Annotated in this window: 9 protein-coding genes; 3 read left to right on the forward strand and 6 right to left on the reverse strand. The window is 65.7% G+C overall.

Features of this window, described 5'->3' with window-relative positions; translation table 11 throughout:
• From ABFE16_12030 to ABFE16_12040, 3 genes are all read right to left on the reverse strand, one after another.
• Positions 1 to 355 (reverse strand): hypothetical protein (locus ABFE16_12030; GenBank protein ID MEN6346018.1); only part of this gene is annotated, 355 nt, incomplete at its 3' end.
• A gap of 123 nt (positions 356 to 478) precedes the next feature.
• Positions 479 to 2473 (reverse strand): right-handed parallel beta-helix repeat-containing protein, encoded by a 1995-nt coding sequence (locus tag ABFE16_12035; protein ID MEN6346019.1) that lies wholly within the window; start codon positions 2471 to 2473, stop codon positions 479 to 481.
• A gap of 48 nt (positions 2474 to 2521) precedes the next feature.
• Entirely contained in the window at positions 2522 to 3268 is a 747-nt protein-coding gene (locus ABFE16_12040) for an alkaline phosphatase family protein (protein MEN6346020.1), read from the reverse strand.
• A 383-nt stretch (positions 3269 to 3651) separates the two neighbouring features.
• Between ABFE16_12040 and ABFE16_12045 the strand changes: the two genes are divergently transcribed.
• From ABFE16_12045 to ABFE16_12055, 3 genes are all read left to right on the forward strand, one after another.
• A complete protein-coding gene (locus tag ABFE16_12045; protein MEN6346021.1) occupies positions 3652 to 8061 on the forward strand; it encodes a PQQ-binding-like beta-propeller repeat protein in 4410 nt (1469 codons plus the stop codon).
• 94 nt (positions 8062 to 8155) lie between these two features.
• Entirely contained in the window at positions 8156 to 13039 is a 4884-nt protein-coding gene (locus ABFE16_12050) for a carbohydrate binding domain-containing protein (protein MEN6346022.1), read from the forward strand.
• Between the two features lie 178 nt (positions 13040 to 13217).
• A complete protein-coding gene (locus ABFE16_12055) occupies positions 13218 to 14120 on the forward strand; it encodes a hypothetical protein (protein ID MEN6346023.1) in 903 nt (300 codons plus the stop codon).
• A gap of 89 nt (positions 14121 to 14209) precedes the next feature.
• On the opposite strand, the gene ABFE16_12060 is transcribed toward ABFE16_12055, so the two are convergent.
• From ABFE16_12060 to ABFE16_12070, 3 genes are all read right to left on the reverse strand, one after another.
• Complete coding sequence (locus tag ABFE16_12060) at positions 14210 to 17227, reverse strand: DUF4838 domain-containing protein (GenBank protein MEN6346024.1); 3018 nt, start codon at positions 17225 to 17227, stop codon at positions 14210 to 14212.
• 81 nt (positions 17228 to 17308) lie between these two features.
• Positions 17309 to 20992 (reverse strand): sugar-binding protein, encoded by a 3684-nt coding sequence (locus ABFE16_12065; protein ID MEN6346025.1) that lies wholly within the window; start codon positions 20990 to 20992, stop codon positions 17309 to 17311.
• Between the two features lie 48 nt (positions 20993 to 21040).
• Positions 21041 to 21914 (reverse strand): hypothetical protein (locus ABFE16_12070; protein ID MEN6346026.1); only part of this gene is annotated, 874 nt, incomplete at its 5' end.

A 21914-nucleotide genomic window follows, 5' to 3' on the forward strand; every position in this document is an offset into this window, starting at 1 on the left:
GGTTCTCCACCGGACGGATGGGCACCGTGAAGGTGCACTGGCCCTCGCCCTGGATGTCCGGCTTCGGTCGCCAGTCGTTCGCGTAGAAGCCGCCGGAGGTGCCGTCGGTCTTCTGGTAGTGCAGGTCACAGCAGAGCTTGGTCTGCTCGGCGATGCCCTTGTAGGCAACGGTGATGTTGGCCACGGTGTCGGTGAGGAAGGGCCTGGGGCAAGTCACCGTGTACCACTCGCCGAGCTGCAGAGTCTGTGTCTCCGGCTTCGGTGCCTGGGCATGAAGGGGAGTAAGACTCGAGGCCAGCACGAGCACGCAGAGCAGAGGCACCTGGATCGCGACGTGGGTCCCTGGGCCTTTCATGTCACGCACTCTCCTCTCCGGGGTGGCAGGAGACACAGCCTTCGCTGTGACGCCGCCCCGGACATGACTAGGGGTATACGAGAGCGCAACTCGCCGGCGCGAGGTCGGCCTCTGGACGGCGCCTTACTGTGGCTTCAGCATCGCTTCCTTGCTGGGAGCCAGGAAGGGCGGCACCCCGAGCGGAGTCACATCGAAGTCCTCCATGGTGACGGCGCTGGGCTTAGCCAGCTTCAGGCTCCAGATCTCGCCTGTAGAGGGCTGCGCCAGCGTGGCGGAGAGCACATAGACCTGCGCAAGGTTGTCCTTCTCCTCGACGATCTTGCCGGTCGGATCGCACAGGCTCGCCTTCACTCCCTCGGCAAGCCCCTCACCATTCACGCGCACACCAAACTCAGTCGTTCCTGCCGGCACATAGAGGAATACCTCGCCGACGCTGCTGATGAAGTGCACGGCTTCCTTCTCAGCGGTCAGGTTGAGCGGGTGACTGCTGGCCATGAAGCGCGCCTGGTTCGGATCCGGAGTGGCGGTGATGCGGTAGATACCCGTCGCGGGAGCCGTGAACTCGATGATTGCGTCCTGCCCCGAGGTCTCCGGGAGGGTGGCCTTCTGGACTTCCTTGCCGTCGGGACCGGTGATGACCACCGGCGCAGGCTTGACGGCGTACCGGCCCACCTGGTACTGACGCATGGTGAGCTTGACCGTGTCGCCGGCCGAAGCGTAGAGGACGCCTTTGGCCACGTCGCGCAGGTTGAACCGAGGCATACCGAACTTGGCCGAATCGGCGCCCGGAGTCACCGGCACCAGGGACTTGTTGGTCATGTCGTACTTGGGGAAGCTCTTCAGCGAGAGCACCGGCATCCACTCACGCAGGACTTCCGGCGTCAGCTTCACGTCCTTGCGCTGACCGTCCTGCTCGATGATCAGGTTGCCGGTGACCTCTACCACCTTCAGGCCGCCGACCATGTCCACGAAGCCCACCGGCACGCGCTTGAGGCTGTCGCGGACCACGCAGTCGCGGAAGGTTGCGCTGCCGAGGTCCTGGTCAGCGCCCTGACGGGTTGCCAGCATGATGGTTGGGCTGATCGGTGAGCCGAGGTTGTTCTCGCTGATCGTGCAGTCGGTGAACTCCGTCCTGATCCCCGTGGCCGGGACGTCGATGAGCTGGATGCCCTGGGTCCTGTTGTTGTCGAAGGTACAGTCGGTGATCGCCATTGTGCCCTTGACGGCCGCCTCCGCGGTGTTGCCGGTGACGAGGCAGAAGCCGCCCACGCTGTTTGCGGCCTTGCAGTTCTCGAGGCGGATGGAGACCGGCGCGGAGGAGGCCTTCAGATTCGGCAGGTACAGCACATAGCCCCAGCCGACGTTCCCCTCCGACACGCAGTTGCGCATGACCACGTTGACCAGGCGCTCCTCCGAGCTGTTGGGCTCGAAGTCGATGCCGGCCTGCGGAGCGGTCCCGCCGGTGTCGCGCATGATGACGTTTTCGATGGTCAGGTTCTCAGCGGTGATGACGCTGATGCCCTGGCGGTACTGCCGGTCACAGATCAGGTCCTTGAGCAGGATGTCCTTGTTCGTGACCCACTGCTTGCCTGTTCCGAGGTACACTCCATCGCCGCCGCTCTCCAGCAGGTGCAGTCCGAGAACCTGGACGTTGCTGCAGGACTTGAGCTGCAGCGAGTGCCGCCACTCGGCCTTCTTGTAGGGCTGGTTCGCGTAGTCGTCGCGGTGCATGCGCCAGGTGGCCCCGTAACCGCGCAGGATAATGTTCTCCTTGTTGATCGCGCGGAAGAGGCTGTCGCTGGTGCCGAGGAAGGCGCCCTTCTTGGCCACCACTTCGACGCCCTTCTCGAAGGTGATCTCCTGGTTCGAAGCCAGTTCGATGGGCTCGACGATCCAGGGCTTGCCGGTGTTGTCCACCGTCAGCTTCGGCACACCGGAGTTGATGGCGGCCTGCAGGCACGCGGTAGCATCGGTGGCGTCGAAGCCCCACCAGGAGGCCTTGGCCTCGGTGAGCTTGCCGGCCTTGACGTCGGCGATGGCCTTGTCATTGACCTGTGCGCACGCCGGTAGGGCCAGGGTCACAGTCAGAAGAAGAGCGACGAGGACGGTTGAGCGCATGGTTGCGGGTCTCCCTTCGCAGGCTGGTTGGGCTCGGTGTAGGCCGGACTAGACGACCCAGGTGCAGGGCACGAGGGCGTCCACGTCCTCCGCGGTTCCGTGGCTGCCGCCCTTCTCGGTGTCATGCTGGCCGTGATCGGCGTCGACGATGACGGCATAGCCCAGCTCCGTCAACCGGCCGACCATTCGTGACAGCCGCTCGTCGGTCGCGTGTAGCGTCGGTATGACCTCCGGCGACGACGGGCCATGACGGTGGAAGATGTCGTCGGTCGCGCCCAGTTGCACGATGATGAACTGCGGCTCTTCCTTCTCGGCGAAACCCAGGGCGAGGGCCTCGACCTCGTCATCCGTCTTGCTCTCGGCCTTGCCCCACAGATCGGCGGATCGGCCCAGGAGTTCTGAGCCGGTGTAGCCCACTCGACCGACGCCGGCGCTCTTTCCGCCATGAGCGCGGATGACGTCGAAGAGCGTCTCGCAGGTGAAGTCGTCCTTCCAGGCACCGATGCCGTGCACGTCGCGGACGACGCCAGTCACCATCGTTGCGAAGTTCACCGGCGTGATGGTCGGCATGACGGCACGCAGTGTGACCCGCCGCCGATCTACGAGCGAGGTCAGAAAGGGCATCTCCTGACTCCATCGCTCCAGGATGGCAACGCCGAGGGCATCCGGTGCGACGACGGCTACGCGCTTGGCGGAGCCTACCGACTCCAGGATAGCGGGTATGGGACTCTCGGTCGCCTGCGCCGGAGCAGGCAGTCCGAGCAGTGCGGAGATCGTCGGAGCAAGGCAGGTCATGGGATATTCACAGATCAAGATCGTGACGTCCCTTCGTGGGGTTCGACAGACCCCGCTGATCGCTGGCCGGGGCCGGTCTGACCGTCAGAGAGTATGTATATGAGTTCAGACCGGGGCACGAAGCCGTGCGCTCGGCTACCAGGGGCTACGGAAACGCCCTGTTGATTAGCAGCTTCGCCGCAGATGCCGGGAGGACCTTGTGCGTCCTCGACGGCGTGCCAGATAGCCCAACAAGCCGCTCTTGAAGGCAGGACACTCGGGACAAGCGGCGAAGTTCCCCGGCGGTTCATCTGGCTACAGCTACCGGCTTCGGGGCCAGGTCTGTACCACGGCCTGCCCTCGGCTTGCCGCGCAAGGGGACCCTTGCTTTGGAGAAGATCCGCATGTGCCACATCCCCTCGTCTACCCTCACAGACACCCTTAGCCCTCGTGGACCAGTGCTGCTGGCACTGGTCCTGCAAGTTGCGCTGCTGACAGGCGCCCTCGCGGAGGATTGGCCGACCTATCAGCACGACAACTCCCGCAGCGGCCTCACGAAGGACAGCCTGAGTTTCCCCCTGCGCCAGGTGTGGGCTCATCAGCCTGCGCATGCACCGGCTCCGGCCTGGCCCGCTCCGGCGAAGGCCGACATCTGGCAGCGCATCAACAACCTCGATCCCCGAGTCACCTACGACCGGGCCTTTCAGGTCGTGGTGAGCGGCGGTCGGGTCTACTACGGGTCCTCCGCCGATGACCAGGTAGTCTGCCTGGAGGCAGCGACGGGTGCGCGACGCTGGGCCTTCTTCACCGAGGGACCGGTGCGCCTGGCTCCGACGGTCTCCGAAGGCCGCGTGTACTTCGGCTCCGACGATGGCTGGGTGTACTGCGTGGACGCCGACACGGGAACCCTGGTCTGGAAGCAGCAGCCGGCTGAGGTCAGTCGCCGCATCGCGGGCAACAGCCGGATCGTCTCGGCCTTCCCGTGCCGAACCGGGGTGCTGGTGAGCGGAACGGTGGCCTATGCGACCAGCGGCCTGTTCCCGGACAACGGCGTGTACCTGTGTGCCATGGACGCCCGCAGTGGCGAGGTCCTGTGGCGCCGCAAGTCGCCGAGTCTTTCGCCTCAGGGCTACCTGCTGGCCTCTCCCACGCGGCTCTTTGCGCCGACCGGAAGGACCAGCCCGGCCCTGTTCAAGCTGACGGACGGCACGCCGCTGGGCACCATCGGTGGTCTGGGCGGAACCTACGCCGTGCTCTCCGGTGACACCCTCAACTACGCCTACGGCCGTGAGAGCAACGGCCTCCTCGCGACCTCTGACGTCGGTACCACGGAGCGCGTGGCGAGCTTCGACGGCGTGCATCTCATCGTTGACGGCGAGATGTCCTACCTGCAGTCCCGTACCCAGTTGCAGGCTCTGGAGCGCACGCGCTACATGGAGCTCGTGACGGCGGAGCGCTCCCTGACGGACTACAGAACGCGGCTGAAGGGCGAGCTTACGGCGGCGACGGAGAAGGGCGACGAGGCTGCCAAGAGCCAGGCTCAGAAACGCATGGCGGAGACTGACGACGCGCTGACGCGGACGGCAGCGCAGAAGAGCGCCTGCTATCGGTGGACGACTCCCTGCCAGCTACCCCTCGCGCTGGTGAAGGCCGGTGACGCGCTCATCGCGGGCGGCGATGGACGAGTGGCAGCCTATGACTGCCGCACCGGCGCGGTGCTGTGGCAGAGCTCCGTCGAGGGACGTGCAGCGGGTCTCGCGGTAGCCGACGGGCAGCTCTACGTCTCCACCGAGGCTGGGCTCATCTATGCTTTCGGCGCAGGAGCGACAGGCGGTGAAGCTCCGGCGGCAGCCCCGGAAGAGCCGAGTACTGCGACGACGGCCGAGCTTGCAGGGCCTACGACCGCTCCGGCAATCGGCCGGCGACCGACTAACGACCAACTCCCGCCCGGCCTGGTGGGACGATGGATCTTCGACAGCGCTCACCTGCAGGGGACAACCGTAAAGGACCTGGCGGGCAACCATGACGCCACCCTTAGCGGGGAGGTCAAGCTTGACCAGGGCACCGGAGCGCTGATCCTCGCGGGCAAGAACACACGCGTATCCCTCGGGGAGGCCAAGGACGGCGACGGACTCCCCCGTGAGGCGCTGAGCGTTGAGGCGTGGATTCGCGTGGATGAGATCACGCGCTGGGGCGGCATCCTCAGCGCACTGCAGGACAATGGGACCTTCGAGAAGGGCTGGCACCTGGGCTCGGAGGAGAACCGGTTCCGGTTCGCGGTGTCCTCGGTGGGAGCCGACGATGGTGACGGCAAGGTCACCTACCTGAGCGCTCCCACGACCTTCGAGGCCGGGAAGTGGTACCACGTCGTCGGCACCTACGACGGCCGGGAGCAGCGCATCTTCCTGAATGGAGAGCTCCAGGCGTCGCTCAGAGATCAGTCGGGTCCGATCCTGTATCCGCCGCAGGCGTCGTACACTCTCGGGGCCTACCAGGACGATGACGAGTTCCTGCCCACCACCGGGGCGATCGCCGAAGTGAGGGTCTATGACCGTGCACTGACCCGAGCACAGGTGCGTGCGGACTACCTGGCCTACCCCGAGTTGTGTCCCGTCTTCCTGAGACTTGCGGCCGGACCCTACGTGGAGTACACCTCGCCATCCCGGGTTCGACTAGGGTGGGAGACGGCGGCTGCGGGCACGTGTACAGTGAGCTACCACACTCCAGGTGCAGCACCAGTGGAGGCCCCGGCGGGGCCGCTCGGCAGAACCCACGAGCTTAGGCTCTCCGGTCTGAAGCCCGGCACGGAGTACGAGTACCAGGTCACCTTCACCGCCGACGGCAAGCAGCAGACCACCGACAGAATGACCTTCGAGACGACGGAGGGCCCGGGCCTTGATCCCGTAGACGCAGCCGCCTCGCCCTACCCGGCTGACAGCACAAGCGACCTCTACCGCGAGGCGGCGAAACGAGTGGTGGCGCAGACCGGGGCTGACCAGGGCTACTGCTTCCTCCTGGGCACCGCCGACGGACATCTCGCCTACGAGATCGCGAAGCTGACCCGGCTGCAGGTGGTCTGCGTCGAACCCGATCCCGCGAGGGCCACCAAAGCTCGCGAGATGCTCTCCCATGCCGGCGTGTATGGCGCGCGGGTCAGCGTCCACCAGGGCAAGCTGAAGGACCTTGGCTACGCCGAGTACGTGGCCAACCTTGTGGTGTGTGAGGACATGGCGGGCGCAACGGAGGCCCTGGGCTCGGCGGAGAACGTCCTGCGACTGGTGCGCCCCTGCGGAGGCAAAGCCTACCTCGGAAGCCTGCGAGCTCCTGGGCAGAACCCGGTCAGCCGGTCCGACCTTGAGGCCTGGCTCGGGAAGGCCGCAGACCCGGCGGTCTTCACCTGCGCCTTTGCGGACGGCTCCGCGCAAGATTCCGGACCGTGGGGCCAGCGAGTGATCGTCGAGCGCAAGTCAGTCTCCGGCGGCGGCCGGTGGACGCACATGTACGCGGACCCCGGGAACACTGCCGCCACCGGCGAGACGCGAGTCGTCGGCCCGATGCAGGTCCAGTGGTTTGGTCGCCCCGGCCCGCGCTTCATGGTGGACCGGCATCACCGCACCGTGCCTCCTCTTGTGGCCGACGGACGCATCCTCATCCCCGGCAGCAACCGCATCCTTGCCGTCGACGCCTACAACGGCACGCAGCTCTGGGATGTCGGAATCCACAACTCCCGGCGGGTCTGTGGCCCGCGCACGACGAGTCAACTGGCCCTGGAGGGAGACCGTCTGTATGTGGCGGCGGAGGATACGTGCTGGCGGCTGGACCTGCAGAGCGGCGCAGTTCGCCAGGTCATCACCACGCCCCAGCTTGATCCCGAGGAAGCCCATGACTGGGGCTACGTGGCCGCAGTGGACGGCAAGCTTCTCGGCACAGGAGCGAGACCGGGGGCGATCCGTCGCGAGATGAACCGCGGGGCCATCGGCGAGACCTACTATGACGACCGACCAGTCCAGACCAGCGACTACCTGTTCTGCCTGGACCCCAACACTCAGCGACCGATGTGGACCTACAAGCAGGGAGTGATTGTCGACACGACCATCTCGGTGGGGGAGGGCCGCATCTTCTTCCTCGAGGCTCCCGTCACTCCCGCGGTGAAGGACAGCCTGGGCCGCACGGCGCTGGAGGTCCTCTTCGCTCAGGGCGCTGATCTCGTGGCCCTGGATCTGCAGACCGGGCAGCAGGTCTACCGCAAGCCGGTGGACACCGCCAACTGGCGCCATGTGGTGTGGACCGCCTACGCTCAGGGCATCGTGCTCGCAACCGGGTCCACGAACCGCGAGGGACGAGCCTGGTACTACCTGACCGCTTACAAGGCCGCGACGGGCGAGGTGCTCTGGCAGGCAGATCATCCCAATAACCGACCGGGAATCATGGGCGGACACGGCGAACAGGATCACCACCCGGTCATCACGAGTGGAGTCGTGTACGCCGAACCGGTTGCCTATGAGCTCGCCACGGGTAAGCGCGCAAACCCGCTCGGGACCGAAGGAAGCTGGGAGACACCCCTCAGGGGCGGCTGTGGGACCATGTCGGGCGCTGCCCAGGCGCTGTTCTACCGGGATGGTAACCCGACGCGATACCAACTCGGCGCCGGAGGCGGCCCCGGCAAGCTTAGCCTCGTGAACCGGCCCGGATGCTGGATCAACATCATCCCCGCCGGCGGGCTGGTAGTCATCCCGGAGGCCAGTTCCGGTTGCACCTGCGGGTATCCGTTGCAGACTTCGCTGGCCCTTGCACCTGTGGAGCCGGGTAGCTAGCTGCGAAAACGGACGAGACGGGCGAAGCGCCCAGATCAGAGCTTCTTGACAAGTCGGGAGTCGAGTTGGCACAGCGCGATAGGAGGCGGGTGCAATGAGCCGACTGCAGGTTGGGACGCTGATGGTGACGGTGCTTCTCATGACGTTCCCTGGCGCCTGTCAGGCGCAGCCGGTAGTGTCCTTGCCCGATGGGGTGAGCGCCGTGTGGGACCTGTCGAAGGCGTACCGGGAGACGACGCCGACTCGCGAACGTGTCTGTATCAACGGCCTGTGGCGCTGGCAGCCGGCGGCTCAGGTGACGGATACCTTGCCCTCCGGCAGTTGGGGCTACTACAAGGTTCCCGGATGCTGGCCCGGCATCACCGACTACATGCAGAAGGACTGCCAGACCCTCTTCACGTCTCCGGACTGGCAGGGGACCGACCTGGCGTCCCTCAAGGCGGCGTGGTACCAAAGGGAGATCACGATCCCGGGCAATTGGGCCGGGCGGCACCTGGCTCTTCAGGCCGAGTACGTGAACTCCTACGCGGTCGTGTACGTGGACGGCGTCAAGGTCGGCGATATGCGCTTCCCTGCAGGCGAGGTAGACCTGACCTCGGCCTGCCCGCCGGGGAGCAAGCACATACTCAGCCTCCTGGTCGTGGCGGTTCCGCTGAAGGGCGTGATGATGTCCTTCAACGACACCGCCTCGGCCCGACAGGTCGCTGGAACGGTGGCCCGTCGTGGCCTGTGCGGTGACGTCTGGCTGACCAGCAGCCCGGCGGGAGCGCAGGTCACCGAGACGACGGTCAGCACCTCCTTCCGCAAGGGGCAGATCACCCTCTCCACGGCTCTGGGTGACCTTCCCGCAACCGGCCGCTATACGCTTCGCGGCCAGATCACCGAGAAGGGCAAGGTCGTCAAGGAGATCGGGAGCCAGCCCTTCGCTCCCGGAGACCTGACGGACGGTCGCCTCACCTTCACCGAAGCCTGGAAGCCCGAGAAGCTCTGGGACATCCACACGCCGCAGAACCAGTACTCCGTCGCGGTGTCCCTGGTGGATGAGGGGGGACGGGTTCTCGACACCGGCTACCCAGTGCCCTTCGGCTTCCGCGAGTTCTGGATCGACGGCCGCGACTTCTACCTCAACGGGACCCGCATCTTCCTCAGCGCGGTACCCCTCGACAATGCACAGGTCGGAGCCGCCTGGGCGAACTACGAAGGTGCCCGGGAGAGCCTGGAGCGGCTGAAGAGCTTCGGGATCAACTTCGTCTACACCCACAACTACGGCTGCGAGCCGGGGACGCATCTGAGCTTCGAGGAACTCCTCCGAGCCGCCGACGACACGGGGATGCTCGTGGCGCTGTCGCAGCCGCACTTCGGCCAGTATGACTGGAGGGCGGCGGACGCCGACCAGAGCAACGGCTATGCGGGCCATGCGCGCTTCTACGTCCATGTCGCGGGTAGCCACCCGTCCGTAATCGCCTACTCGATGAGCCACAACGCGACGGGCTACAGCGAGGACATGAACCCGGACCTGATCGACGGCATCGCCGACCCGCGCGAGTCCTGGGCGCTGAACAACGCGAAGCTGGCCTTGCGGGCGCAGGCGATCGTCGAGAAGATGGACCCGGGACGGATCGTCTACCACCACTCCTCCGGCAACCTCGGGACGATGCACACGGTCAACTTCTACACCAACTTCGCCCCGATCCAGGAACTCTCCGACTGGCTGGAGCACTGGTCCACGAAGGGTGCGAAGCCCTTCTTCACCTGCGAGTACATGGTGCCTTGCACCTGGGACTGGACGATGTACCGTGGCTGGTATCGCGGTGGACGTGCCTTCGGGAGCGCCGTGGTGCCCTGGGACTTCTCCATCGCCGAGTGGAACTCGCAGTTCCTGGGCGACGCGGCCTTCCAGATCAGCGAGCCGGACAGGACGAACCTGCGCTGGGAAGCCAAGCAGTTCCGTGACGGCAAGCTGTGGCACCGCTGGGACTACCCCTTCGAGGTGGGCTCCAAGGACCTCGAGGAGCGCTATCCGGTGATCGCCGCCTACATCACCGACAACTGGCGCGCCTTCCGGACCTGGGGCATGTCGGCGAACTCGCCCTGGGAATGGGGACACTACTGGAAGCCACGCGAGGGAGTGACCAAGACCCACGACGACCTCAAAGTGGACTGGGAGAACCTCCAGCGCCCCGGCTTCAGCCCCGACTACATCGAAGACCGCTATGAGCGCGTTGACCTGGCCTACAAGCGGTCCGACTGGATTGCGACCCCGGCCGCCCAGGCGGTGATCCGCAACAACATGCCGCTCCTGGCTTATGTGGCCGGCAAGCCTGCCGCCTTCACGAGCAAGGACCACGTATTCCTGCCGGGCGAGACCGTCGAGAAGCAGCTCATCGTCATCAACAACTCGCGTCAGACGGTCACGGCGGAGTGTCGGTGGTCACTCGGTCTGCCGGATCCCCTCCTTGGTTCGAAGCCGGTGACCATCGAGACGGGCCAGCAAGCTCGTGTGCCGCTGACCTTCGAGTTGCCTGCCAACCTTGCGCCCGGGTCCTGCCAGCTCAGCGCAACGGTTCGCTTCAGCACAGGCGAGAGGCAGGAGGACAGCTTCGCAGTTCGGGTGCTGCCACGACCTGAGGCAGTGTCGGCGCAGGGACGGACTGCGCTCTTTGATCCGAAGGGCGAAACCGGACGGCTCCTTGACGCACTGGGCGTCCGGTATCAGCCGGTGCCGGCAACGGCCGACCTCGCCGGCTATGATGCGCTGATCCTCGGCAAGGGTGCGCTGACGGTCGACACCGCAGCGCCTGACCTGAGCCGCGTGCGTGATGGGCTGAAGGTGATCGTCTTCGAGCAGACCGCCGAGGCCCTGGAGAAGCGTCTGGGCTTCCGCGTGCAGGAGTATGGGCTCCGGCAGGTCTTCGGACGCATACCCGATCACCCCTTGCTCGCAGGACTGGACACCGAGAGCCTACGCGACTGGCGAGGTGAGGCCACGAACACGACGCCACGCCTCAAGTACGAGAGCAGCCCACGCCTGAGCTATGCGCCAACAGTGGAGTGGTGCGGCCTGGAGGTACCTCACGTCTGGCGCTGCGGCAACCGGGGCAACGTTGCTTCGGTGCTGATTGAGAAGCCGGCACGTGGGAGCTTCCTGCCGATCCTTGACGGTGGCTACAGCCTGCAGTACAGCCCGCTCCTGGAGTTCCGCGAGGGACAGGGGATGGTGCTGTTCTGCCAGATGGACGTGACCGGACGCACCGAGAGCGACCCCGCCGCAGACAGGCTCGTGCGCAACCTCCTGCAGTACACCTCGACCTGGAAGCCAGGCCCTGTGCGGAGAGCGCTGTATGTCGGCGAGTCGCAGGGCAAGGAGCACCTGCAGTGGTCGGGCATCGCAGTGGAGGACTACACGGGCGGGAAGCTGTCGGCCGACCAAGTGCTGGTCGCGGGACCTGGCGGTGACAAGGTCCTGACCTCGAACACGCAGGCCGTCGCCGACTTCCTGAAGTCCGGCGGACACGTGCTGGCGCTGGGCCTTGACGAGGCTGAGGCGAACGACGTTCTCCCGATGAAGGTGCAGATGACGACGGCCGAACACATCGCCTCCTACTTCGAGCCGGGCGGGGCGGATTCTCTCTTCGCCGGAGTAGGACCGGCCGATGTGCATGACCGTGCCGTCGAGGAGCTGCCCCTGGTGACCGGCGGGGCGAAGGTCCTTGGCGACGGAGTCCTGGCGCAGGCCGAGAGCGCGAAAGTGGTGTTCTGCCAGCTTCTCCCGTACCACCTCACCTCTGCCAAGGGCGCCGTGGCGTCTCTCCGGGTCGATGGGGAAGAGGCCTTCGAGGGCAAGCAGAGCGCGCTCGTGACCATGGGCACCACGACCGCCTTCGGAGCGCAGTTCGGCCAGGGCGTCAAGTTCACACCGGAGGTCGGCAAGACCTACACGCTCGCCGCCTTCGTCAAGGGAGTCGGTAGGCCGGTCCTGGTCCATCTGGAGGTGGAGCGTGCCGGAAGACCCTGGGACCGAGCCGTGAAGGCCCCGGAGGTCCAGGTGCCCGCGGACGAGTGGACTGAGGTCCACGCGACCTTCCAGTGCACCGTTCCCTTCCCGGAGGGCTGGCAGGCCTACCTCGGCTGCGCTCAGGATGGGGCGCAGTTCCGGGCCGATATGTTCCAGCTCTACCAGGGTGACTATGTGCCCTGGCGGGCCGGTGAGACGGGCCCGAAGAACCTGATGACGAACGCCGGCTTCGAGGAAGGCCAGAAGCCCTACTTCTTCAACAGCGGGGAGCAGTACAACGTGCGCAAGACCTTCCGGCGCTCGTCCTTCCTCATCACCCGGCTACTCGCGAACATGGGTGTGCAGGGCTCGACGCCGCTGCTCACGCGCTTCTCGACTCCGGTGGGTGAGGAGGGGCCGAAGCCTGGCCCGTCGGTGGTGCGGAACGGGGACTTCTCGCTGGATGCCAACGGCGATGGGAAGGCCGACGACTGGAGTTTCTCCGCGGACTCCAAGTCAGCTCTTTGCACCCGCGAGCCCTTCGGTGAGGGCTGGGCCCTGCGTCTCGCGCTTCCGGACTACGGAGGCAAGCCACAGGCGAGCGCAATGCTGGCCCAGCAGGACGTGCCGATGAAGGCCGGGCAGTGGTACCGCATCAGCTTCCGGGCGAAGGAAGAGGGCCTGGACGGCAAGCGCATCACCTTCGCCATCCAGAGCACGGAGACCTGGAGCTCGTTCTTCGAGTACCAGTACTTCGCTCCGCAGACCGACTGGCGCGAGTTCCGGCTGCTGGTGCAGTCGAACAAGACGGCGGACAGCAAGACACGCCTGCAGATCTGGCACAACAACCTGGGAACGCTGTGGCTGGCCGACCTTGCCGTGCAGCCCGTAGCGCCGCCGACCAACGAGGGGCGCTGGTCGCAAGGCCTCTACGTCGACCAGCCGGAGGAATGGGACGACCCGTACCGGTTCTTCCGCTGGTAGAAGCGGCCAGGACGCGAGTCCTGCGAGATCACAGACAGCAGGTACAGCACCTCCGGATGTCAGGCTTGAGCCTCGACGCCCGGGGGTGCTATTCTTTGCAGGTCGGTGAGCCGTGGGGGCCACGCAAGTTCGCACAGTACCCCAGACAGAGACTGCACACAACAGCAAGGGGACACGCATGAGCACTTCAGGCAACTGGACCAAGGCACCCGAGAACCCAGTCCTCGGGGGCACACTCGGCACGTGTTTCGACATCTCGGTGTTGGCGGACCAGGGCCGCTGGCGCATGTGGTTCTCCTGGCGTCCGCGCAAGAGCATCGCCCTGGTCGAGAGTACCGACGGGGTCCGGTGGAGCGAGCCGGTCGAAGTACTCCTGCCCAGAGAGGCGACAGGCTGGGAAGACGATATGAACCGCCCCGTGGTCCTGAAGCACGAGGGCGTCTATCACATGTGGTATACCGGGCAGGCCCGGCGTCAGTCCTGGATCGGGCACGCGGCTTCGGAGGACGGTGTGACGTGGCACGAGCGCTCCGAGACTCCGGTGCTTCTTCCTGAGGAGCCCTGGGAAAAGGTCGCGGTCATGTGCCCGCACGTTCTCTGGGATGAGGAGAGGGGCGAGTACCGAATGTGGTACTCGGGTGGCGAGCAGTACGAGCCCGATGCGATCGGCCACGCGACCAGCACCGATGGGCTAAGGTGGGTCAAGCACCCCTCGAACCCGGTCTTTGCTGCCGACCCCGATCAGCCGTGGGAGCAGGCGAAGGTGACTGCGTGTCAGGTCGTTCTGCACGACGGCTGGCACACCATGTTCTACGTCGGCTTCCGCGATGTGCACCATGCGCAGATCGGCGCGGCTCGATCCCGCGATGGTGTTACCGGATGGCAACGCCATCCGGCTAACCCACTCCTTGCTCCCGATGAGGGGGCCTGGGACCACGATGCCTGCTACAAGCCCTTCGCGGTGCTTGAGGGTGACCGCTGGCTGCTGTGGTACAACGGCCGGCACGCCTCGGTGGAGCAGATCGGTCTGGCAGTGCATCCGGGCACGGACCTCGGTTTCGACGCTGCCCTCGATCGGTAGTCGGATATGCGGGGGCCTTCCGCGGCTGGTCTCCCAGTCCTGCGCAAGGCCCCCGTCACGCGCTCTTCCCGTCGGACAGTCGGTTCCCGCTACTTGACCGCCCTCAGTTCGAAGTAGTCCAGCCAGAGGCCGTCCTGGTTAGCTGCGTTGGCCTGAGGTCCCATCCACACGTAGTGGCCCTTGGCCGGAGTGACAGTCCCGAGCTTGTACAGGTGCCATTCGCTGTCCTTGATCTCCGTCATCTTGGGCTGGATGCTCCCGAGACCGACGGCGTGGACCGTGTCGTAGATTCCCGCCCAGAAGGCGTCGCCGCCGTTGCCCTTCTTCGCGACGCGAATCCGGGCATACACGTCATACTTCGTGTTCGGCTCGAACTGCGCGGGCGAGTAGTTCCACTGCACGCACCACTCGATGTGGTTGTTGTTAAGACGCACCGCGAAGCCATCCTCCGCAGTGGGCTCCTGCTCGATCCAGCACCAGTTCCCGTACTGCCCCAGCCCGATCTGGTCATCCTGAGCGATCACGCGCAGGGCGCGATGGGTCTTCGCGCCGGTGTGCAGCGCCGCCGGAACCACGCTCAGGTCCTTGAGCGGGCGCACCCACTGCCGCAGCCAGGTGCTCTCGCTGGGCCTGAGTTGGGCCCTGGTCTTCACCTCGAAGCTCACCGTGTTGCGCCGTGCATCCACGCGAATCCATACCCGGTCGATAGCCGGTGCGGAGGGGATGACCTCGATCCCCAGACCTGCCGCGTGGTTCACGAGCTTGACGCCCTGCGCCACCTGTGCGCCGGTGAAGGACCACTGGCGCGTGGCTTCGTCCTCAGGTAGCGAGAGGCTGAAGACGCCCTTCTCGCCGGCGCCGGGGACGACTGCCGTCACTTGGTCGGTCGATCCCAGGTTCAGCGCGAAGGTTGCCCGCAGGTCGCCCGACTGGTCCTCCTTGCGGGAGTTGGTGACCGTGGACAGCACCTCGAAGTAACCGCCGCGCTTCGGCACCATCACGGTCCGGCTGAGGCGCACACCCTCCTTCAGGTCCGCGCTCATCTCAAGCGCCCTGCAGTCGTCCGTCTCCTCCGGCGGCTTAGCCTTGTAGCTCTCCGCCCAGCCGGGGCCCTGGAATCCGCCCTGCCAGGACTCCGCATAGCCGCCGGTCGCCGGGTAGCCCGGGTCCTCCGGCATCCCCAGCGAGAACAGGTTCGGCCCGTTGTCGGAGCTGCGCAGGCTCAGGATCCGTCCGCCGAGCCCGGGGACGACCTCAAGCTTCACGCCCTCGCTGGAGATCGGCACAACCTCGAAGGACCCGCTCTTGCGTGAGATGCGTTCCTTGAAGGCCGCCGGGCTGGAGCCGCCTTCACTGAGGGCCGTCAGCCCGCTGGAGGCGGCGACCGAGAAGAAGCGGTCGAAGCGCTTGGCCCAGGTTGGGTCAAGGTCGGCTTCGTAGCGTCCCTTGCGGAACTCGTATGGGCTGGTGGTGGCGCGAGCGGTGCGCTCAAGGATCGCCCAGTCCGGACTCAGGCGGGCAGTGCGTACACGCTGCAGCACCTTCGGCTCCTGAGCGACTGCAGCTTCGGCTTCGTCCCAGAGCTTGTCCGCCTGGGCCAGAAGCTCGTCAGTGAGATAGGCTGCGCCGGGGCCCTCCCAGATGTGCATGTGGAGGTTCTCTTTGGCCACCTTGTCATGCAGCAAGTCGATGTAGCGGCGAATTGGGCCGGCGGCCCTCCCGTAGACGCCCTCGAGGAACTCGTCCATCGCTGCGTTCTCGTCGTAGTCCGGGTTCCACAGGAACTTGGCCATCATGTAGCCGCCCAGCGACGAAAGCTCGCCCTGGTAGGAGGTGTGGTTGTCCTCCTCAAAGATCCCGGTCACGTGGTTCTGGACGAAGAAGCGGATGTTGTCGTCCAGCACTCGCAGGTTGGGGAAGGGCACCAGATAGTTGGCAAAGGAGGTCGTGTAGTCCCAGACCCACAGCCGGTTGCAGACCTTCGCCCAGTCGGCGATGTCCTTGCGGAAGGAGGCATTCTGCGCACTGTCGCAGGTTCCCAGGGGATGCGAGAAGCAGCACTCGATGCTGCACAATCGCACGATGACATTCGGTCGCGGACGGACCGTGGCCGGTGCCTTCCGGGTGTACTGGTAGGCGAGGGTGTCGATGACCTTGCCGGGGAACTCGTCCTTCACGGCGTCGGCGATCTGGTTGACGAACTCGATCAGCGGGCCCGACTCCGAACCCTCGCGCTTCACGATGGCCTGGCACCTGTCGCACTGGCACGGGTATCCGGTGTCATTCTGCGAAACCGAGAACACCATCGCGTCGGGGTTCGCCCGCATGCGCCTGCGGATCTCCTCGGTGGCGATCCGCACCACGTCGGGGTTCGTCAGGCAGAGCTGGTAGTAGCCCTTCATGCGCTTGCCGTTGATCAGCGAGAAGTACTCGGGGTGCTGGTCGTAGTACTTGTTCGGCGGCACGAGCTCGTTGAAGGTGTGGACGAAGCCGACGTAAGTGACCTTGCCGCCGTGCTTCTTCGCCAGCGTGGAGGCCTGGCTGTTCACGCGGTTCCTCGCGCACCAGTCACCATCGAAGCAGTCCTTGACGAAGGGCTCGCGGTACTCGAGTGCGGGCTTCTGCATCTCGTCGAGCGGGCCGACCGTCAGGTGACTCTGCTTCGGAATGCGGCTCACTGTGGGAGTGAACCACCGGCAGCCGAAGTGGTCCTCCAGGAGGTCGTACACGCCATACAGGTTCCCGCGCAGGTTCCCGCCGGCAATCACCAGGTGCGGGCCGACGGTCCGCAGTACGTAGCCCTCGTCACCGAGGTCCTTGAGCGGAACCTGGACGCCTATCCGGTCGAGGTGAGCATTGCTGCCCAGCAGGATCTCATGCGCAGACGACGGGGTCTTGTCCGAGACCACCGGCAGCGTCGCGCCGGTGATCTCCTTGAGCCAGTGCTGCAGTTCCTCCGCCGCGTAACGGGTAGAGGCGCTGGCATCGTCGGCCAGTACGATCTGGAAGTCTGAGCGGCCGTCCTCGGCCAGGATCAGGGGTTCGGCCTGTAGAAGACCGGGCAACAAGAGCAAGGGCAGCAACAGCAGTCGGGTGACGGCGGACATGGGATAGACCTCCGAGATGCGACTTGTGTTGTGCGCGCTTCTGCCAGGTTGTCAGTGACACGGCTGTTGATGCCCCGGGGACTACTTCACTCGCAGTATCGTGGCCTCCAGAGGCTGGAGCGTGAGTTCGTTGCCTTCGAGCTTCGTGGCCCGGCGCAGGTCCTGGATGCTGCGGACGGCCTGGCCGTCGACGCTCAGACGCACCTTCTGCGGCGTGCCCCACAGATTCACGATAGAGACCAGTGTGCCCTCCGCGTCGCGGGCTGAACGGTACTCCACAGCCCAGGGCGCCCGTCCTGCGGCATCGGTTACGGTCAGTGGCCGCCGGAGGCCTTCTGCCTGCATCTCCTTCAGGAACCTCGCCCACAGCTCGCGAGCAGTCAGGTTGCCGGGGAACTGCACCACAGCAGTTTCGGCCAGGTGCAGGGCCCGGGGCCGATTGTACTCGTCGCGCCCGCACACTGGCTCCTCGCCGATCACCCAGAGCTTGCCGCCGCCAAGGCAGTAGGCGGAAATCGCTGCGGCCAGCGAGTCAGGTGCGTGCTTGAGGGCCGGGGCGATCACTGCCCGGAAGGCCTTCAGTCGTCCTGCCGCCGCCTGCTGCTCAGAGACAAAGCGCACCGGAACTCCGCAGGCGTTGAGCGCCTCATAGGCCTTCATCATGGCCCCGTAAGCAGTGTCCGACCAGAGCTGCGCGGTCATGCTATACAGGATCGCGACCGGAGTGCGAGCCCTCTGAAGCTTGACCACCTCCGGCGCGAGCCGCTGAAGGTCGAGGCCGACCCGTCCGACCGCCACCACGTTCTCCGGCCGATGCAGGATGCTGCCTTCGAAGTCATGCGTCCGGTCGTAGGTGCGCTCCCAGACCCAGATCATGCTGGCGCCGCGACCGTGGATTGCTCCCTGCCAGAGGGCGAAGTCGGTGTGCTGCGGCGGGATGAGCCGCTGCTCGCGGTCCACAATGATGTGGTCCTCGGTGTTGATCACCGGCACCTTCCGCATGGATCGCTGCAGGTCGTAGTACACGTTCTGCGCCATCCAGTTCGCGGCGTACTGGTCGCCGAACCCGGAGAACATGTTCCAGCAGTCGTTCCCGTTGAGATCGCCCATCCAGGCGAACTGCTCGGGGTCGCAGCCCCAGGCCAGGTTCTGGCGGTTCGAGGGCACGCACATCACCTTGGCATGGGCCAGAGTGCCGGGACGGGTGGCATGCACCACGTCGGCCATGAACCGGTGGTACCCGGAGAACTCGAGCATGTTGAAGCGGGCCATCTCGTAGCGCAGGGGCGTCATGTCGGCTTCGCGAGGCAGGCCGTTTGTGGGCAGTATCGGCACCGAGGCGAAGTCGGCATAGGTTGTCCCCCAGGCGGCATTGAGCTTGTCGATGGTCCCGAACTTGCCGCGCAGGTAGTCGGTGAACTCCGCCCGGCGGAAGGGGTCATCCTGCCAGTCTGTGTAGACCGGCTCGTTGCTCAGGCAGACGCTGTGCAGTGCCGGACTCGCCTTGATGGCGTTGAGGGAGGTCTCCAGGTGGGTCCTGAAGATCTGCCGGGCCTGGGGCGCATCGACGGCGACCCTGAAGAAGCCGCCACCACCCTTCTGCAGGTCGGGCCACTTGGCAAGCGCCCAACCGGGGAAGTAGTGCGGCGAGGCCAGCCAGCAGATCATCACGTTGTTCTTCTCCGCCAGGTCCAGAGCCTTACCCACGAAGTCGCGCATTGGCTCGTCAGTAACGACGCCCTCCGCGGGTAGGGTCGAGTTCGGCCCGCGCTCGATCTGGATGATGTTGACGCCGAGATCGGGGAACTTCGGCAGGTCGCGCACCACAGAATTGAAGTGCCCGTAGCCCGTGAAGAACACCGGCCTGCGCTCGTGCCGGCCGGTTGTGGGGATCACCGTGTCGGCCCAGAAGGCGCCATCCTTGACGTCTACCTTGCTGGTCACGAAGCGCGGGACGAGGAGTGGCTTCGCGGTTCCCGCCAGGTAGGCCCGCAGTGTGCGCTCCGTATCCTTGAGGCTCTGGTCGAGGACGGCCAGCACATGCTGCGCACGCTCCGGACGACCATGGGCGAGGTCATCCAGGGCGTAACCTACGAAGTCCTGGGCGACGGCGAGAGCAACGCGCTCGTAGTCGGTCGCAAGGCCCTTCGCCTCCACCTGGCGGGCGAGCTGCTCCACCTGGTTTGTCCGCTCCTTGAGCCGGGTCGCCTCCTCCGCCAGTTGGGTCTTGAGCCCGCTCACCTGCAGTGCCGCCTTCCCCACTGCTACCTGCCGCCCTGCACTATCCAACAGCCGTGCCTGCACCTGCGTCGTCGTCGCCGGGACCGTTCCGGGCGGCATGTGCGAGGACAGTTGCACGATGCCTTCCGTGCCCGCCGGAAGCGACGCAGTGGTGAGAACGCTTGGCCTGCCCTTCGCATCGAGGGCTGCGAACTCAACTGTCGCCTGCTGCGTCAGGGGAGCCCCGAGAACCGCCACCGCTTTGAGGTCCACGAACTCGTCCGTGTAGGCCACGGGCTTTGCAGGTAGCACGGCAAGACTCCGTGTCCCACTGAGCAGTGCGGTGATGTAGGCGGACGGGTCCTTGACCTTCCCGATGCCGGAGGTGAGCTCGACGTATCCGCGCCGTCCACTGCCGTCGTTGTCATTCACCAGCACATTGAGCCCCAGCACCGGAGTGCCTGCACCCGCGGGGACACCGATTGCCGCCCAGGGCACTGCTGCCTCGTAGACCGTCTCCGTGCCGGTGCGCTTGACTGCCAGGGTGAGTGCCTTCGATTGGTCGCCCAGTCCCTGCGCCGGCTGCCAGCACTGGACGCGCGACTTGCCGTCGTTGTCCAGCACGAAGCTGTACTCACTGTCATGCGGGCCATAGCCGCCCGGTGTGCGCTCGTGACGCGGGTCGAAACTCACCTGGAGACCATCGATGGTCCAGGCAAGCGCCTCGGGCGGCGCCCAGTGCACATCGTCGCGTACCGTGATACCCAGGTACAGGTTCCTGGCGTCGGCGGCTGTTCGCAGCGTCGCGCTGAGGTCGTTGTCATCCTTGCGGTCGATCATGACGACCCCTGCATCCTGGGGCATGCGAGTAGCAGTCGCCTCGGCGGGCCAGTCGGACAGGTCGCCGTCAATCCGGGGAGTGCGCTCCACCGGGGTCATCAGAAGGTAGCCCCGGCGCAGGGCCTCACCCGGCGTGAGCGTCTTGAGGTGTGGCTCCAGCCCCAGCGGGTTCACCTCCTGGAAGCTCACGTCGTCGACCCACAGGGCCTCGGTCTCGCTGTCGACGTTGATCCGCAGCTCGAAGTCCGTGGGCTCCTCCGGCGCGGTCCAGCGCAACTCGACGGGCGTCCAGTCGAAGGTCCCCGTCGGCAGCCCTCGGCGAGCCTTCCATTCCGGGCCACCACCGAACCAGACGACGCCCACCTTCGTGCCCTTCGCCCACAGCCGGATCAGGTACTGCGAGCCCGGCGTGATGCCCTTGACCACCTGAGACAGCCCACCGTAGACGTTAGGTGCGTGAGGAAGCTCGCTGTGGAATCGCGCGCTGCGCTGCCCGGAGTGAGCCACGCTCTCGTCAAGGGTGACAGTCGCCCTCGTCGGATCAGTTGCGACCCAGTGCCAGGCCTCGAATCTGCTTGCGACCTCGAAGTCGTCGTTCGCCACAAGGTTCGGGCCAAGGCTCTCCGCCTGTGCCGGAATCCACAGAGCGAGGCCGGCCAGGGCCAGCAGGACAGTCATGCACAAGGTCCGAGGCGTGGGGGCCATGTGGTTCATCTCCCTTGGTTGGTCACGGCAAAGTGGTCTCGGCAGCCCTCAGTACCGGGCCTCGATTGTCAGTTCTCCCTGCGGCTTGCTGATGCGCACGGTCTCCCGTGCGGCGTCGAAGTCCGTGTGTGCCTGACCGTTGACCGTGACGGACTGCATCCGCTTGCCCTCCGGGTGGCGCAGGCGGATCACCACAGCCTCCGGGGCTTCGCGGGTAGGCACGCTAACGGTCGCCCAGATAAGGCCCTGCGCCACCTTGGAGGTGATTTGGTAGCTGACAGGTCCGAAGCGGGTCGGAGCCTTCTGCACGGAGAGGCTCTGTCCGTCGCCGAACCAGTTGCCTGTCACGCAGGGCGCGAGCCAGAGCTCCTTGCCATGCTCGAGGACGAGCATCATGCGCGACTGCGACAGGAAGGAGCCTGTCTCGTGGGTCTTGTTCCAGGCCCCGCGGTTGTGGAAGTGCTCCCAGAAGGTCATGTTCTCCGGGTTCAGCAGACTGGGCATGGCGTTGAAGTAGGCCCGCAGGAAGGGCTTGACCTCATCTCGCATCGCGTAGATTTCGGCCGTGCGACCGTAGTAGGGCTGGATCTTGGCGAAGCCGCCCAGGTTGAACCAGTCGGCATGGTTGCGGGCTTCGTCGTAGTCGCCCATGCCCGTGCGGAGCATCCAGTAGTCTTCGAGGTAGTCGAGCATCCGCGTGGTCTCGGCGCCCTGCGGGTCCATTACACCCAGCCACGGCAGGTGATGGGGGCCAATCTCCACATCGGCTGCCCAGGAGCGAGCGCCGTCGGCGCCAGGGTAGTATTCCTCGACCTTGCCGGGAGCCTCAAGCATGGTAGCCGGAGCCGGGATCCAGTCGCCGGAGGGCGATTCGAGGACCGGGAGACGTCCCTGCGCCCAGTGATAGGCACGCAGCAGCTCG

Source organism: Armatimonadia bacterium, from assembly GCA_039679385.1.
GTDB lineage: Bacteria > Armatimonadota > Zipacnadia > Zipacnadales > JABUFB01 > JAJFTQ01.

What these genes read in the sequence shown, in the direction of transcription:
- ABFE16_12050 (MEN6346022.1), top strand. Translation starts at nt 8,156, where the DNA reads ATGAGCCGACTGCAGGTTGGGACGCTGATGGTGACGGTGCTTCTCATG.
- ABFE16_12055 (MEN6346023.1), top strand. Translation starts at nt 13,218, where the DNA reads ATGAGCACTTCAGGCAACTGGACCAAGGCACCCGAGAACCCAGTCCTC.
- ABFE16_12065 (MEN6346025.1), bottom strand. Translation starts at nt 20,992, where the DNA reads ATGGCCCCCACGCCTCGGACCTTGTGCATGACTGTCCTGCTGGCCCTG.
- ABFE16_12035 (MEN6346019.1), bottom strand. Translation starts at nt 2,473, where the DNA reads ATGCGCTCAACCGTCCTCGTCGCTCTTCTTCTGACTGTGACCCTGGCC.
- ABFE16_12045 (MEN6346021.1), top strand. Translation starts at nt 3,652, where the DNA reads ATGTGCCACATCCCCTCGTCTACCCTCACAGACACCCTTAGCCCTCGT.
- ABFE16_12040 (MEN6346020.1), bottom strand. Translation starts at nt 3,268, where the DNA reads ATGACCTGCCTTGCTCCGACGATCTCCGCACTGCTCGGACTGCCTGCT.
- ABFE16_12060 (MEN6346024.1), bottom strand. Translation starts at nt 17,227, where the DNA reads ATGTCCGCCGTCACCCGACTGCTGTTGCTGCCCTTGCTCTTGTTGCCC.